Genomic DNA, 15,584 nt, shown 5'->3' with positions numbered 1-15,584 from the left:
CCGATCCTGAAGGTCGACCGACGTGATTGTGACAGTCTCCTCATGGCGAGGCGCGAGGCGCCGAAGCGATCGATGGCTGGGAAACCGTGCTGGATGGCTTCGCTTTCGCTCGCAATGACCATGGTTAGTTCACCCCCGATGTCCAACGGTTTCGACCATATCGTTCATGCGGTGCGCGATCTCGATGCCGCCGCGGATCTGTATCAGCGCCTCGGCTTTGTCGTTGGCGCGCGCAATGTTCATCCCTGGGGGACGCACAACCGCATCGTCCAATTCGATCGCTTCTTCATCGAGCTGCTGACGATAGGCGAACCCGACAAGATCCCGCCGCCCCGCGACGGTGTGTTTTCGTTCGGGACATTCCAGCGCGATTACTTGGTAACGCGCGAAGGCTTGTCGATGCTGCTGTTGGCGAGCGATGATGCGGTAGCCGACCTTCGCCGGTTCACCGCCGCCGGCATCGCGGCCGGCGATGTGTTTACGTTCGGCCGTGAAGGACGGCGTCCTGACGGCAGCGTGGTGAAGCTGCAGTTCTCGCTGGCGTTCGCGCGTGATGCGTTGTCGCCGAACACCGGCTTCGCTACCTGCCAGCACCACTATCCGGAGAATTTCTGGAATCCGGCGTTTCAGGCGCACGCCAATGGCGCGCGCGCTGCGGCAGCGGTGGTGATGGTCGCCGACAATCCGACTGATCATCATATCTTCTTCGAAGCCTTCACCGGCAGCCGCGATCTGCGCTCGTCGTCGATCGGCGTGACCGCTCCGACCAAGCGCGGCGATATCGAGATCGTCGAGCCGGTGTCCCTGCGCGACCAATACGGCATCACGGTTCCGTCCGAAGGCGAGGGCGCAAGCTTCGTCGGATTACGGATTGCCGCCGATGATCTCGGCGTGGTTGAACGGCTGCTGCAAGACCACAAGGTATCGGCGGTGCGCCATGTCGGCCGCCTGGTGGTGCCGGATGTGTACGGCGCGACCCTGATCTTCGAACAAGGAACAGTGCGGTGAACAAGAGCATTGCGCCCGCGACCAGCGTCGTGGCGGGCAACGTCAAATTCGGCAACGCGTTGCCGCTGTCGGTGATCGCCGGCCCGTGCCAACTCGAAAGCCGCGCGCACGCGCTGGAAGTCGCCTCGGCGCTGAAGGAGATCGCGACCCGGCTCGGCATCGGCCTCGTCTACAAGACCTCGTTCGACAAGGCCAACCGCACCAGCGCCGCCAGCGCGCGTGGTCTCGGCCTCGACGCGGCGCTGCCGATCTTCGCAGAGATCCGCGATCATCTCGGCCTGCCGGTGCTCACCGACGTGCACGAGAACGAGCAATGTGCGCGCGCTGCCGAAGCGGTCGACATCCTGCAGATCCCGGCGTTCCTGTGCCGGCAGACCGATCTGCTGCTGGCCGCCGCGGCGACCGGCAGGATCGTCAACGTCAAGAAGGGCCAGTTCCTGGCGCCGTGGGACATGGGCAATGTCGTGTCCAAGATCACCCACGCCGGCAACTCGAAGGTGCTGGTGACCGAGCGCGGCGTATCGTTCGGCTACAACACGCTGGTGTCGGATATGCGCGCGCTGCCGATCATGGCGAAGACCACCGGCGCCCCGGTGATCTTCGACGCCACCCATTCGGTGCAGCAGCCCGGCGGCAAGGGTACTTCGTCCGGCGGTGAGCGTGAATACGTGCCGGTGCTGGCGCGCGCGGCGGTCGCGGTCGGCGTTGCCGGCGTGTTCATCGAGACCCATCCCGATCCGGATCACGCGCCGTCGGACGGGCCGAATATGGTGCCGCTGCGCGAGTTCGAAGCGCTGATCAAGACGCTGATGGAGTTCGACGCGCTCGCCAAGAAGCGGTCCACGGTCGGGGCCGTTTAATGCAGTCAGCCGGTAGTGCAGCCTCCTCATCGCGGCTGCCGCCGGCGCTCAACATCATCGCTCTATCGAGCTTCGCCGCCTCGCTGTCGACCCGCGCGCTCGATCCGGTGCTGCCGCGGATCGCCGACGAGTTCTCGGTGACGATCACCACCGCGGCGGGTCTCGCCGCGGTCACGGCCTTCACCTTTGCGGTGGTGCAGCCGGCGATCGGTGCGCTCGGCGATCTGTTCGGCAAAGCGCGGCTGATGATCGTGTGCCTGGCGCTACTCGGCTTCGCCAGCCTGCTCGGTGCGTTGTCGTCGTCGTTCACCGTGCTGTTCGTCTGCCGCATCCTCGCCGGGATCGGCTCGGGCGGGGTGTTTCCGGTGGCGCTGGGCCTTGCCAGCGATCTCGTTACGGTCGATCGGCGGCAGGTCGCGATCGGCCGGGTGCTCGGCGGTTCGATGGCCGGCAATCTGCTCGGTGCTTCGGCGTCGGGAGTGATCGGCGACTTTCTCGGCTGGCGCGGCGTGCTGGCGATCCTCGGCGTGCTGGTGATGATCGCCGCAATCGCTGTGGCGTTCGGCGCGCGCGGCGCCAAGATGCCGCCGCGCAGCGCCGAGATGGACCTGCCGGCGCTACGCCGCGGCTATCGAACTATCTTCAGCAATCCCAACGCGGCGATCTGCTTCACCGCGGTGCTGATCGAAGGCACCTGCGTGATGGGCGTGTTTCCTTACGTCGCGGCGTTTCTGCACGAGCAGGGCGAGCAGAGCCTCGCGATCGCGGGCCTGGTGATCGCCGGCTTCGCGATCGGCGGGCTGATCTACACGCTGACGGTATCGCAATTGCTGCCACGGCTCGGCACCACCGGCATGATGATCGGCGGCGGCCTGCTGGTGGCGCTGCAGCTCGCCGCGATCATGCTCGGCCCGCACTGGCAGGCGCAGATGTTCGCCTTCGTCCTGATGGGGATGGGGTTCTACATGCTGCACGGCTGCATCCAGGTGTTCGCCTCCGAACTCACCGAGACCGCACGCGGCACCGCGATGTCGCTGCACTCGTTCTTCTTCTTCATGGGCCAGACCACCGGTCCGATCGCCTACGGCTTCGGCCTGTCGCATCTCGGCAAGATCGCGACGTTGACGCTGACGGCGCTGACCATGGCAACGCTGGGGATCGTGCTGGCGCGCATCCTCAAACCGCGGCCGCCGGCGGATGCGGTGGCTGGCGAGTTGCCACTCTAACCGCTGGGCTCGCTGCCGACTGCGAGCTGCGCGTGTTCGCCGGACAATTGCAGCAGCCGTTGCAGGGTCTCACGATCACCAAGCACAGCGCGGATTTCGCGCGGGCCGAGCCAGCCGGCAGCCTCGCTATAATTTTCAGCGTCGTCGATCAGCACGCGCGCGGTCGCCAGATGCGGATCGATACGGCCGCGCCGCCGCGGAGGATGGAAGGCGAGGGCGGCGAGATGGAGCTCTCGGAGCCGGCGGTCGCCACGAAGCGCGCTCAGCGGATCGGTTGTCTGGTTCGCCGGGCAAAGACGATCGGCGAGTGCATGCACCTGCGCCAGGATCGCCGGCGGATCGATCTGCTCCGGCGTCGTCATCAGCAACGGACGCGAGCGGGAGGCACGCGTCGTCAGCAGCGCCACCGGGATCGCGAGCAGCAGGCCGACGATGACCGGCGTCATCCACAGCAGCAGCGGCCACGACACCAGCCACGCTCCGACTGCCATGGTTGCGCCAAGCGCTGTCGGCAGCGCGTAGCGGCGGACGACTTCACGCAGCGGGATCGCGCCATCGCCGCGATGCTGCACCTGCCAGCCGGCGTCGCGGCCGAGCAGGATCTCGATCACAGCCGTTGATTGAAACACCATCATCACCGGTGCGGTCAGAGCCGAGATCACCGTCTCCAGCAGTACGCCGCCGAAGGTGCGCAGGCCGCCGCCGAACCGCCTCCGGGTCTGCCTGCGGATCAGTACCAGACATAGCGCCAGCAGCTTCGGCAGGATCAACAGTCCCATCGTGCCAGCGAACACCCAGGCGGCGCGCACCGGGTCCTGCGCCGGCCAGATCGGAAACAGCGAGAAGTCCTTCGGGAAATATTCGGGGCGGACGAACTGCGCCTGCAGCGAAATCAGGATGCCGGCAACCAGAAACGCCAGCCACATCGGCGCGGTGAGATAAGCGCCGATGCCGGTGAGGAAATGCAGCCGCGATACCCAATGCAGTCCGCGGGCGGTTAGCAGCTTGCCGTGCTGCAGATTGCCCTGGCACCAGCGCCGATCGCGCGCGGCGAAATCGAGCAGTGACGGCGGGCACTCCTCGTAGCTGCCGCGCAGCGTCGGGGCGAGGTGAATGCGCCAGCCTGCGCGGCGCATAAGCGCCGCCTCGACGAAATCGTGGCTGAGGATTTCGCCGCCGAATGGTTTGCGGCCCGCCAACGTCGGCAGCCCGGCGCTGCCCGCGAACGCCGATACCCGGATGATCGCATTGTGGCCCCAATAGTTGCTCTCGGAGCCGTGCCACCATGCGGTGCCGGCGGCGATCATCGGCCCGTAGATGCTGCCGGCGAATTGCTGGACCCGCGCGAACAGCGTGCGCGCCTGAACCACGACCGGCAGAGTCTGGATCAATCCGACGTCGCTGTTCGTCTCCATCGCGGCGGCGATACGCACCAGCACGTCACCGGTCATCACGCTGTCGGCGTCGAGGATGACCATGAAGTCGTAAGCGCCGCCGAAGCGCTCCACCCAGTCGGCGATGTTGCCGGACTTGCGTGCCGTATTGTGGGGCCGGTGCCGATAGTACAGACGGTCGTGTGTGGCGGCGAGTTCGGCATAGCAGCGCTCTTCGTCGATCCACACTGACGGATCGGTGGAGTCGCTGAGCACGAACCAGTCGAATTGCGCGCCGCGGCCGGTTTCGTCGACCGATTGCCGCGTCGCCTGCAGCCTCGCGAACACCACCGGGGCGTCTTCGTTGTAGGTCGGCAGCAGCATCGCGATCCTCGAGGAGACCGCCGGGACAGAGCCATCCGGCATGATGCCGAGATCGTCGCGCCAACCGCAGCACAGCACGGCGAAGCCGGCGAGCGCCGAGACGAACGACAGCGCGACCCAGGCGAACAGCGCGGCGAACAGCACCAACACCACGCCTTCGAGAACCGTGATGCCGCCGACCTGCAGCACCTGATACATCTCGTAAATGCCCGCAGCGGACAGCACCGCGGTCGCGACCATGATCAGCACGCGGCGCCAGGCCGCCGGCGATCGGACGGCGCCAGCCCGGGGACTCTGCAGCAACGACTGCACCGGCATCGGCAACGGTGCGTTCGCAGGCAGCGGTTCGGCTCGGCGCTCGGCGTCGCGACAGTCCTCGTGCCGCGGCGCGATCACGGCGTCCATCGGTATAGCCAAACTTCCGAGACCGCCGCGTCGCCCTCGCACACGACCGCCCGCAATTCGACCGGGGCTCGCGCCTGCGCGAGGTCGAAGCTGAGCCGCCATCCGCCCATCGCCGGGTTCGGCTGGGTCACGATATTGCGGATCTCGCCCTTGTCGGCGGTGACTACGCCGCGGACCGCGGCGGCATCGACGGTCTTCAGCCGGTCGCCGGCGAGATCGAGCACGAACAACCGTTCATTGTCGCCGCGCGCGCTGATGCCGGTCCGCACGAACCGCGCGAGCCCCTTGGGCTTCGGCGCATCCGGTCCCCAGTGCAGCCGATAGGTGTAGATGTGTTCGCCCTTGGCGCGTAGCGGCTGCTTCGGCTCCCAGAACGACGCGATATTGTCGTGCACCTCTTCGCGGGTGGGAATCTCGATCAGCTTCACGGCGCCATCGGTCCAGTCGCCGATCGGCTCGGCCCACAGGCTCGGCCGCAACTCGTACCGGGATTCGAGATCCTGATAGTTGGCGAAGCTGCGTTCGCGCTGCATCAGGCCGAAGCCGCGCGGGTTGCGATCACCGAACGAGCTGATCTGCAGATCCTTCGGATTGCACAGTGGCCGCCACAGCTCTTCGCCGCTGCCGTTGAAGATCGCGAGCCCGTCGGAATCATGCACCGCGGCGCGAAAGTCCGGAGTATCGGCCGGATCGTTGGGGCCGAACAGAAACATGCTGGTCATCGGCGCCAGTCCGGCATGCTGCAGATCGACGCGCGGATAAAGCGCCATCTCGACGTCGAACACCGTGGTGTCGCCGGGGCGGATGGTGAAGCGGTAGGCGCCGGCGACGCTCTTGCTGTCGAGCAGCGCATGCACCACCATCGATGATGCGCCCGGAGCAGGGCGCTCGAGCCAGAATGTCTTGAACAGCGGGAATTCCTCGCCGCTCGACTGGCCGGTGTCGATCGACAGGCCGCGCGCAGAGAGGCCGTAACGCTCGCCCTTGGTGACGGCGCGAAAGTAGGCCGCTCCGAGGAAGGCGCTGACCTCGTCGTAATAGTCCGCACGCTGCAGCGGCGCGTGAATCCGAAACCCCGCAAAACCGAGATCGGCATCCGGCGGCGGTGCGACGTCGCCGAACGAGAAATCGTCCGCGCGATACGGCACGTGACGCGCCTTGCCATCGGCGACTTCAAAGATCGTCACCCGGTTCTTGTAGAGAAAGCCGCGGTGGAAGAACTGGACCTGAAACGGCAGGTTCTCGGCACGCCAGATGGCGCGCTCGGGTCGAAAGCGCAGCGACCGGTAGGCGTCGTAGCTCAGATCGTTCAGCGAGGCCGGCAACGAGCCGTCGGGTGCCTCATAAGGTTTGCTCGCCAGCTCGCGCGCCAGCTTGCGCACCATCCAGGGATCGAAGTCGATCGAGGAAGAGCGGTCCGCCGCGGCGGGATCGGGCTTTGCCTGCAACAGCGGCAACGCCGCCAGCCCGGTCAGAACTTGCCGCCGGTTCAATCTCGCTTCTCCGCCTAAACATTGCAGTTCCGTTCAAACGTTCGCGAGTGCGAAAAGTTCCACGCTGTTGCGAGACGTGCGACGTTGACGCACGTCGATCGACGGCGCTGCCGACTTCAAGCCGATCGCACCTCTACAAGTCGCAGCTCTATCAGCTCGCCGATCATCTCGGCGTGCCGCAGGAGATCCGGCAGCGGCCGCCGCCCCCCGACACCTGGTCGTTGCCGCAGACCCAGGAAGAGTTCTACTTCTCGCTGCCGTATCAGCGCATGGATCTGTGCCTATATGCGCTCAATGCCGGCATTACGGCGGATGTCGCGGCGCCGGCGGCCGGGCTGACGCTCGACCAGATCCATCGCGTCTGGAAAGACATCGAAGCCAAACGCCGCGCCACCCGCTATCTGTACGAGCCGCCGCTGCTGGTGGACGAAACCGTGCGGGTCTAACCGCGCCCGCGATACGGCTGCACGCCCTGATCGGGCACCCAGACGTCTTTCGGCAGTTTGCCGGTCTGCCAGAACACGTCGATCGGGATGCCGCCGCGCGGATACCAGTAGCCGCCGATGCGCAGCCATTTCGGTTTGATCTCGGTCGCGATCCGCTTGCCGATCGCCACGGTGCAGTCTTCGTGGAAAGCGCCGTGGTTGCGGAAGGAGGCGAGGTACAGCTTCAGCGACTTCGACTCCAAGAGCCACGGGCCGGGGACGTAATCGATCACCAGATGCGCGAAATCCGGCTGGCCGGTCACCGGGCACAGCGAGGTGAATTCCGGCGCGGTGAAGCGCGCCAGGAAATTGGTGTCGTTCTGCGGGTTCGGCACCCGGTCGAGCTTGGCGGCTTCCGGCCGGTCGGGCCATTCGACGGCCTGGCCGAGCTGCAGGGACGGGGAGGCGGCGGATTTGCGGGGTGTTTTCGACATGGCTTGAACTTGTGGTCTCCGTTACCGCCGTCCTAGAGCATTTTCCGGGGCAGGGGAATCCGTTGCAAAACCGGTGCGTTCGCCGTTTGTCGGGCCTCATGGAGCGGGCGAGCGGCCTTTTCGTGCCCGGAGCCATGCTGTAGAAGCGGCGCAACTCCATTCCCTCCATCCGATCAAGAGGCATTCATGACCGCCATCGTCGACATCATCGGCCGCGAAATTCTCGACAGCCGCGGCAATCCGACCGTCGAAGTCGACGTGGTGCTCGAGGACGGCTCGGTCGGCCGCGCCGCCGTGCCGTCGGGCGCCTCCACCGGCGCGCACGAGGCGGTCGAGCTGCGCGACGGCGACAAGGCCCGCTATCTTGGCAAGGGCGTGCAGAAGGCGGTCGAGGCCGTCAACGGCGAGCTGTTCGACGCGCTCGGCGGCATGGACGCCGAACAGCAGGTGCAGCTCGATCAGACCATGATCGAGCTCGACGGCACCCCGAACAAGGGCCGGATCGGCGCCAACGCCATCCTCGGCGTCTCGCTGGCCGCGGCGAAGGCGGCGGCGGCGTCCTACGACATGCCGCTGTATCGCTATGTCGGCGGCACCTCGGCCCGCACTCTGCCGGTGCCGATGATGAACATCGTCAACGGCGGCGTGCATGCCGACAACCCGATCGACTTCCAGGAATTCATGATCATGCCGGTCGGCGCGCCGACCTTCGCCGACGCGCTGCGCTGCGGCTCGGAGATCTTCCACACCCTCAAGGGTGAACTGAAGAAGGCCGGCCACAACACCAATGTCGGCGATGAAGGCGGCTTCGCGCCGAACCTGCCGTCGGCCGATGCGGCGCTCGACTTCGTCATGGCCGCGATCGGCAAGGCCGGCTACAAGGCCGGCGACGACGTGATGCTGGCGCTCGACTGCGCCGCCACCGAGTTCTTCAAGGACGGTTCCTACGTCTATGGCGGCGAGAACAAGACCCGCTCGCGCTCGGAGCAGGCCAAGTACCTCGCCGATCTGGTCGCGCGCTATCCGATCGTGTCGATCGAAGACGGCATGAGCGAAGACGATATGGACGGCTGGAAGGAGCTGACCGATCTGATCGGCGGCAAGTGCCAGCTCGTCGGCGACGACCTTTTCGTCACCAACGTCACCCGGCTCGCGGACGGCATCAAGAACGGCCGCGCCAACTCGATCCTGATCAAGGTCAACCAGATCGGCACGCTGACCGAAACGCTGGCCGCCGTCGAGATGGCGCACAAGGCCGGCTACACCGCGGTGATGTCGCATCGCTCGGGCGAGACCGAGGATTCCACCATCGCCGATCTCGCGGTCGCCACCAATTGCGGACAGATCAAGACCGGCTCGCTGGCGCGTGCCGACCGCACCTCGAAGTACAACCAGCTGCTGCGCATCGAGCAGGAGCTCGGCTCCAGCGCGCACTACGCCGGCAAGGCGGCGCTGAAGGCGTTCCGCTGAACTAGAACCGCGTCATTGCGAGCGAAGCGAAGCAATCCAGAGGCCGGATGTCGGAACTGAATTGCTTCGTCGCTTCGCTCCTCGCAATGACGGATAGGTTATCAGCGCGGCCTTGAACCCTGCGCGCGGCTGCCCCAAGGTGCGGCCGCGCTGACAACAAGCAGGGAGACGACGCGTGAGTGAGACCACCGGACTGCAACTGCGCTCGCTGATCAAGGCGAGCGGTGACCTCGAAGTTTCGCTGCTGCCGGTGAGCGTTCCCGAGCCCGGCCCCGACGAGGTCGTGGTCCGGGTCGAAGCCACCCCGATCAATCCCTCCGATCTCGGCCTGCTGTTCGGCGCCGCCGACATGTCGACCGCGAAAGCGTCCGGCACGGCGGACGCGCCGGTAATCACCGCCAAGGTGCCCGAAGCCGCCATGAAGGCAATGGCCGCGCGGCTCGACGAGTCGATGCCGGTGGGCAATGAGGGCGCCGGCACGGTGATCAAGGCCGGCAGCTCGGATGCAGCGCAGGCGCTGCTCGGCAAGACCGTGGCGATGATCGGCGGCGCGATGTACGCGCAGTATCGCCTGATCAAAGCGGCCGACTGTCTGAAGCTGGCCGACGGCACCACCGCGGCCGAAGGCGCGTCATGCTTCGTCAATCCGCTGACCGCGCTCGGCATGACCGAGACGATGAAGCGCGAAGGTCACAAGGCGCTGGTGCACACCGCCGCGGCGTCGAACCTCGGCCAGATGCTGAACCGGATCTGCCTCAAGGACGGCATCGATCTGGTCAACATCGTCCGCAGCGAAGCGCAGGCCAAGCTGCTCCGTGATATCGGCGCCAAGTACGTGGTCGACTCCACCGCGCCGACCTTCCTCGATGATCTCACAGACGCGCTGGTCAAGACCGGAGCCACCATCGCGTTCGACGCGATCGGCGGCGGCCGGCTCGCAGGCCAGATCCTGAGCTGCATGGAAGCCGCGATCGGCAAGACCGCAACCGGACCGTACAGCCGCTATGGCTCGAACGTGCTGAAGCAGGTGTACATCTACGGCAGCCTCGATACCAAGCCGACCGAGATTGTGCGCAATTTCGGCTTCGCCTGGGCGGCCGGCGGCTGGCTGCTGTTCCCGTTCCTGCAGAAGATCGGTGCGGCCGACGCGGCCAAGCTCCGCGCCCGCGTTGCCGCCGAACTCAAGACTACCTTCGCCAGCCACTACACCAAGATCGTGTCGCTGAAGGAAGCTCTGACCCTCGATGCCATCGCCGCCTACAACAAGCGCGCCACGGGCGAAAAGTACCTGATCGATCCGACCAAATAATCGCCGCGATCGCCTGCGAAACATGCTGGCTCTGGTTGAGAACAAGAGTTAGTCTCAGCCAGAGCGGCAAGCAGGGAAAGCAGCATGGATCAGATGGCTGAGCAGCGTCCGTCGGAACTGGCGGAGGCGACCGCTGCGTTGATCAACCACATCGTCGGTGCGATCGAGGCCGCCGCTGTGGTGATGGAGCCGTTCTATCACCTCGAATTTGTCGGGATCTTTCCCGCGCTGGTGTACGCGGCGATGCTTCAGGCGCTGCCGCGCAACACCGACTACCGGCCGATGCACGGCCGCAGCAAAGGCAACGATCTCGCCGACGGCACCCATACCCGCGTGAAGATCGATTTGTTTCCCGAATACATCCGGCACCTGCCGCCGCAGCAGCGCTCGGTCTGGCGCATGGTCGGAGATGCGCTGTGTTCGGAGCCGGTGAAGAACGCATTCCGCCGCAAGCTGGCGCCGGCGCTGGAGAAGCGATTTGGCCCGGACGCGCAGGACGTCGGAATGTTTCCGATCCCGATCCTGACCCGCGATGTGCCCGGCTATAAGATTACGCCGCATACCGACACGCATTGGAAGGGCATCACCGTGCAGCTGTATCTGCCGCGGGACGAAGCCCACACCGACATCGGCACGATCTTCCATGATGTTCTATCGGACGGGTCGATGCCGAAGGCGCGGCAAATGAAGTTCGCGCCGAATTCGGGCTATGCCTTCGCGGTCGACAAGCACAGCTGGCATTCAGCCGACACCGTTCCTGCAGGCGTTGAGACGCGGGACAGCATTCTGCTGACCTATTTCGTCGACCAGGGCGTTCTCAAGGTGCTGCGCAATCGCGGCAAGCGGCTCGGCAACTTCCTGCTCAACGAGATCCGCGCGCGGACGTGATACACTTCGTCATTGCGAGGCGGCGTAGCCGACGAAGCAATCCAGCGGGCGGTGCGCCGGATTTCTGGCTTGCTTCGCTTCGCTCGCAATGACGCTGGATGAGCTCACCGCTCCGCGGTCGCCAGCTTGGCGCCGAGTGCGACGAAGGCGGCGGCGAAGCTGCGGCGGAGCCAGGTCATCACTTGCGGCCGGGTGATGACGTGGTCGCGCAGCCACGCGGCGAACAGGCCGTAGATCACGAACACTACGAACGTCATCAGCATGAAGATGCCGCTGAGCTCGATCATTCGTCCGAGCGGATGGGCATCATCGGCCGAGACGAATTGCGGCAGGAAGGCGAGGAAGAAGATCGACAGCTTCGGATTGAGGATGTTGATCAGCACGCCGGTCACCGTCATCTGCAGCGCCGAGGGGGCTCCGACGTCGCTGTCGACGCTGAGCGGTCCGCGCTCGCCAAGCGTCTTCCACGCCATGTACAGCAGATAAGCGACGCCGAGATATTTGAAGAGCTGGAACGCTACCGCGCTGGTGTGGAGCAGGGCGGCGAGACCGAGGATCGCGGCCGCCATGTGCGGCACGATGCCGATGGTCGAGCCGAACGCTGCGATGGCGCTGGCCCGCGGCCCGCGCGACAGCCCGGTGGCGACCGTGTAGAGCACGCCGGTTCCGGGCGAAGCGACCACGATCAGCGAGGTGATGAGAAATTCGGCGGTCACCATTGCACGCTCCGCTCCTGACAGACACTTGCAATTTGCCTCGCACCCCTGAAACAGTGCGCGCCAACAGACATAACACGAAATCGGAGACCGCAATGGGTGGACCGCTCGCCGGCATCAAAGTGATCGAGATCGCGCAGGCGATCGCCGGGCCGATGGCCGGTATGATCCTCGGCGACATGGGCGCCGAGGTGATCAAGGTCGAGAAGCACGACGGCGGCGACGATGCCCGGCATTGGGGCCCGCCCTTCGTCGACGGCGACTCCCTGCTGTTTCACACCTACAACCGCAACAAGCGCTCGGTGACGCTGGACATCAAGAACCCGGACGATGTCGCGCGGCTCAAACAGCTTGTCCGGGATGCGGACATCCTAATTCAGAACCTGCGCTCCGGCGTGGTCGCTTCGTGCGGCATCGGACCGGACGTGATGTGTGCGATCAATCCGCGGCTGATCTATTGCTCGGTGTGGGCGTTCGGCAAAGCCGGTCCGCTGAGCAAGGAGCCGGGCTTCGATCCGCTGCTGCAGGCCTATGGCGGGGTGATGTCGCTCACCGGCGGTCCCGAGCATCCGCCGACCTTCTGCGCGCCGCCGATCAACGATCGCGCCACCGCGCAGTGGTGCGTGATCGGCGCGCTGGCAGCGCTGCAGCAGCGCCACGTCACCGGCAAGGGCTGCGTGATCGACACCTCGCTGTTCGACACGGCAGTCGGCTGGGTCGACATGTCGCTCAGCGGCTATCTGCTCGACGGCGAGCCGCCGGTCCGCCATGGCACCGCCAGCGGCACGCTGGCACCGTATCAGGTGTTCGAGACCGCTGACCGTCCGATCGTGATCGCGGCCGGCAACGACAGGCTGTTCGCGCGCTGTGCCGATGTGCTCGGCCATCCGGAGTGGAGCACCGACCAGCGCTTCGCGCGGGTGCGCGACCGGCAGGCGTATCGCCCCGTCCTGATCCCGCTGATGCAGGAGGTGCTGAGGACCCGCGGCGCAACCGATTGGCTCGCTGCCTTCAAGAGCGCGGGCGTGCCGGTGAGTCCGGTCAATGACATCGCCGAGCTTGCCGCCACCGAACAGCTCGCCGCGGCCGATCTGTTGCGCACGATGCCGGACACCGGCCTCAAGGTCGCCGGCCTGCCGATCCTGTTCGACGGCCAGCGGCCGGATCCAGAGCTCGCCACGCCCAAGCTCGGCGCACACAACCATGAGGTGCTGGGAAACCGTGCCGCGGCCGAATAGGGCGACGTGCGGGCCCGGGCCGGCGAGGGGCCATCAAAACCACGTCATCGCCGGACGACTTTCGCATGTTGCGCTTTCTCCGTCATCGCAGCGGTCTAGGCTCGTCGCGACTGTTCATTGATTAACGGAGGAATTTGAATGGCCCCACCATATCGCGTCGCCGCCGTCGTCGGCAGTTTGCGCAAGCAGGCGTATTCACTGCGCACCGCGCAGGCCCTGAGCAAGCTCGCGCCCGACACGCTGAAGCTCGACATCGTCACGCTGCACGGCCTGTCGATGTACAACCAGGATCTTGAGACCGACGCGCCACCTGCCGATTGGACCGCATTCCGCGACAGCATCAAGGCGTCCGATGCCGTGCTGTTCGTGACGCCGGAATACAACCGCTCAATTCCCGGCGTGCTGAAGAACGCCGTCGACGTCGGTTCGCGTCCGTACGGCAAGAGCTGCTTCGACAAGAAGCCTGCCGGCGTGCTGTCGAACTCGCCCGGCGCGATCGGCGGCTTCGGTGCCAACCACCATTTGCGGCAGTGCCTGGTATTTCTCAACATGCCGACGCTGCAGCAACCGGAGGCCTATGTCGGCGGCATCGGCGATGCGTTTGGCGAGGACGGTGCGCTGGTCAAGGACTCGCTCCGCGAGTTTCTGCAGAAGTACATCGACGCCTTCGCCGGCTTCGTCGCCCAGCAGTACAAATAACGCCCGACACCTGTCCCGCCGGTTGTAAAGCTGGCGGGACAGTTGCCGCGTTAGCCGCGCGTTAACCGGGCTGTCCCATGGTCCGGCCATGGTCACCCGCAGTCGCCTCAAATCGATCCTCGCCGGAATCGCGCTGTACGCGATCGCTGCCGCCGTGATCGGCTATTTCGGCGTCAACGCCTACACCGGCCGCTACGGCCTGACGGCGCAGCAGGAGCTCGACCAGGAAATCACCGCGCTTACCGCGGAACTGGTGCAACTCCGTCAGCAGCGTGCCGAGGCCGAGCAGCGAGTCTCGCTGCTGCGCTCCGACCGGATCGACCCGGATATGCTCGACGAACGCGTGCGCTATCAGCTCGACTTCGCCAATCCGGCGGACTTGGTGCGGATGCTACCCCAGCGCTGAGTGCGCAAATTCCAAAAATCTGGACGAACGATTTCGAAAGTTTCGTATCGCTGCACTGCGGCATATTGATTTGCGCGCAGCGACATAGCGATCCTTTCATGCCGCTATAAGTTACGATAGAGAGGCTCATCTCATCTCTTATCGGAATCGCCATGGCCGCACCCAAGAAGAGCGCCGCGAAGGAAACAACACAGGACAAGGCCGGAGGAGCGTCACCATCGAACGTGCCGCCTTTCACCAAGGAGCAGGAGCTCGGCGCTTTTCGTGAAATGCTGCTGATCCGCCGCTTCGAAGAGAAGGCCGGTCAGCTCTACGGCATGGGTGCGATCGGCGGATTCTGCCACCTCTACATCGGCCAGGAAGCCGTCGTCGTCGGCATGCAGATGGCGCTGCGCGAAGGTGATCAGGTGATCACCGGCTATCGCGATCACGGCCACATGCTCGCCTGCGGCATGGACGCCAACGGCGTGATGGCCGAACTTACCGGGCGCCGCGGCGGCTACTCCAAGGGCAAGGGGGGCTCGATGCACATGTTCAGCCGGGAGAAGAGTTTCTTCGGCGGACACGGCATCGTCGGCGCGCAGGTCTCGCTCGGCACCGGCATCGCCTTCGCCAACCGCTATCGCGGCGACGGCCGCGTCTGCCTCGCTTATTTCGGCGACGGCGCCGCCAATCAGGGCCAGGTGTACGAGAGCTTCAACATGGCGGAGCTGTGGAAGCTCCCCGTAGTTTACGTGATCGAGAACAACCGCTACGCGATGGGCACGTCGGTGACGCGGTCCTCGGCGCAGACCGATTTCTCTAAGCGCGGTGTGTCGTTCAATATTCCGGGCGAGCAGGTCGACGGCATGGACGTGCGTGCGGTGAAGGCCGCCGGCGACAAGGCGGTTGCACATTGCCGCGCCGGCAACGGCCCGTTCATCCTCGAAATGCAGACCTATCGGTATCGCGGTCACTCGATGTCGGACCCGGCGAAATATCGGTCGCGCGAAGAGGTCGACAAGATCCGCAACGATCAGGATCCGATCGAGCAGGTCCGCAAGCGTCTGCTTGGACTCGACATGACCGAAGACGACCTGAAGGCGATCGACGCCGAGGTCCGCAAGGTCGTCAACGAGTCCGCGGACTTCGCTCAGCACGATCCCGAGCCCGATCCGTCGGAGTTGTACACCGATGTGTATCGCTGATCC

14 protein-coding genes and 1 pseudogene are annotated in these 15,584 nt (G+C 65.3%); 11 read left to right on the top strand and 4 right to left on the bottom strand.

The genetic code is table 11. The features are described 5' to 3' along the window. The first annotated feature begins 138 nt into the window (after positions 1–138). Genes HZF03_RS14530 through HZF03_RS14520 form a run of 3 tightly spaced genes read left to right on the top strand, consistent with a single transcriptional unit; the run spans position 139 to position 3,094 of the window. A complete protein-coding gene (locus tag HZF03_RS14530) occupies positions 139–1,008 on the top strand; it encodes a VOC family protein (protein WP_119017164.1) in 870 nt (289 codons plus the stop codon). After that, complete coding sequence (gene kdsA / locus HZF03_RS14525; protein WP_011158428.1) at positions 1,005–1,868, top strand: 3-deoxy-8-phosphooctulonate synthase; 864 nt, start codon at positions 1,005–1,007, stop codon at positions 1,866–1,868. Before HZF03_RS14530 ends, kdsA begins: the two co-directional genes overlap by 4 nt. Continuing rightward, positions 1,868–3,094, top strand: coding sequence for an MFS transporter (locus tag HZF03_RS14520; RefSeq protein ID WP_119017165.1), 1,227 nt, complete (start codon positions 1,868–1,870; stop codon positions 3,092–3,094). Before kdsA ends, HZF03_RS14520 begins: the two co-directional genes overlap by 1 nt. Here HZF03_RS14520 and mdoH read toward each other — a convergent pair. After that, the gene (gene mdoH, locus HZF03_RS14515) at positions 3,091–5,256 is read right to left on the bottom strand and encodes a glucans biosynthesis glucosyltransferase MdoH (protein WP_119017166.1); all 2,166 of its coding nucleotides are present in this window, start codon (positions 5,254–5,256) and stop codon (positions 3,091–3,093) included. The two genes, HZF03_RS14520 and mdoH, sit on opposite strands and share 4 nt — an antisense overlap. Further along, positions 5,244–6,749, bottom strand: a complete 1,506-nt coding sequence (locus tag HZF03_RS14510) for a glucan biosynthesis protein G (RefSeq protein WP_119017167.1) — start codon at positions 6,747–6,749, stop codon at positions 5,244–5,246. The genes mdoH and HZF03_RS14510 overlap by 13 nt, the downstream gene beginning before the upstream one ends. A gap of 100 nt (positions 6,750–6,849) precedes the next feature. On the opposite strand from HZF03_RS14510, the pseudogene nadE reads away from it, so the two are divergent. Continuing rightward, a pseudogene (gene nadE, locus HZF03_RS14505) lies at positions 6,850–7,195 on the top strand (NAD(+) synthase); the annotation flags it as partial. Here the strand turns inward: nadE and queF are convergent. Next, positions 7,192–7,668 (bottom strand): preQ(1) synthase, encoded by a 477-nt coding sequence (queF, locus tag HZF03_RS14500; protein WP_119017168.1) that lies wholly within the window; start codon positions 7,666–7,668, stop codon positions 7,192–7,194. The pseudogene nadE and the gene queF overlap by 4 nt on opposite strands. A gap of 186 nt (positions 7,669–7,854) precedes the next feature. Between queF and eno the strand changes: the two genes are divergently transcribed. The 3 genes from eno to HZF03_RS14485 all read left to right on the top strand — a co-directional run bounded on the left by eno (position 7,855) and on the right by HZF03_RS14485 (position 11,335). After that, positions 7,855–9,138 carry a phosphopyruvate hydratase gene (eno, locus tag HZF03_RS14495; protein ID WP_107344776.1) on the top strand — a complete coding sequence of 428 codons (1,284 nt, stop codon included), beginning with the start codon at positions 7,855–7,857 and terminating at the stop codon, positions 9,136–9,138. A gap of 175 nt (positions 9,139–9,313) precedes the next feature. Beyond that, a complete protein-coding gene (locus HZF03_RS14490) occupies positions 9,314–10,447 on the top strand; it encodes a zinc-binding dehydrogenase (protein ID WP_119017169.1) in 1,134 nt (377 codons plus the stop codon). Between the two features lie 84 nt (positions 10,448–10,531). After that, a complete protein-coding gene (locus HZF03_RS14485; RefSeq protein ID WP_119017170.1) occupies positions 10,532–11,335 on the top strand; it encodes a hypothetical protein in 804 nt (267 codons plus the stop codon). Positions 11,336–11,439: 104 nt separating this feature from the next. On the opposite strand, the gene HZF03_RS14480 is transcribed toward HZF03_RS14485, so the two are convergent. Then, positions 11,440–12,054, bottom strand: a complete 615-nt coding sequence (locus HZF03_RS14480) for a LysE family translocator (protein WP_011158420.1) — start codon at positions 12,052–12,054, stop codon at positions 11,440–11,442. Between the two features lie 92 nt (positions 12,055–12,146). On the opposite strand from HZF03_RS14480, the gene HZF03_RS14475 reads away from it, so the two are divergent. The 4 genes from HZF03_RS14475 (at position 12,147) to pdhA (ending at position 15,581) form a co-directional block, all read left to right on the top strand. Beyond that, complete coding sequence (locus HZF03_RS14475) at positions 12,147–13,289, top strand: CaiB/BaiF CoA transferase family protein (protein ID WP_119017171.1); 1,143 nt, start codon at positions 12,147–12,149, stop codon at positions 13,287–13,289. 138 nt (positions 13,290–13,427) lie between these two features. Then, a complete protein-coding gene (locus tag HZF03_RS14470; RefSeq protein WP_119017172.1) occupies positions 13,428–13,988 on the top strand; it encodes an NADPH-dependent FMN reductase in 561 nt (186 codons plus the stop codon). Between the two features lie 88 nt (positions 13,989–14,076). Then, entirely contained in the window at positions 14,077–14,394 is a 318-nt protein-coding gene (locus HZF03_RS14465; protein WP_011158417.1) for an FtsB family cell division protein, read from the top strand. A gap of 152 nt (positions 14,395–14,546) precedes the next feature. After that, positions 14,547–15,581, top strand: a complete 1,035-nt coding sequence (gene pdhA, locus HZF03_RS14460; RefSeq protein WP_119017173.1) for a pyruvate dehydrogenase (acetyl-transferring) E1 component subunit alpha — start codon at positions 14,547–14,549, stop codon at positions 15,579–15,581. Positions 15,582–15,584: the final 3 nt, after the last annotated feature.

The organism is Rhodopseudomonas palustris (assembly GCF_013415845.1).
In the GTDB taxonomy this organism is placed as follows: domain Bacteria; phylum Pseudomonadota; class Alphaproteobacteria; order Rhizobiales; family Xanthobacteraceae; genus Rhodopseudomonas; species Rhodopseudomonas palustris_F.
This window is presented reverse-complemented; position numbering and strand designations above follow the sequence as displayed.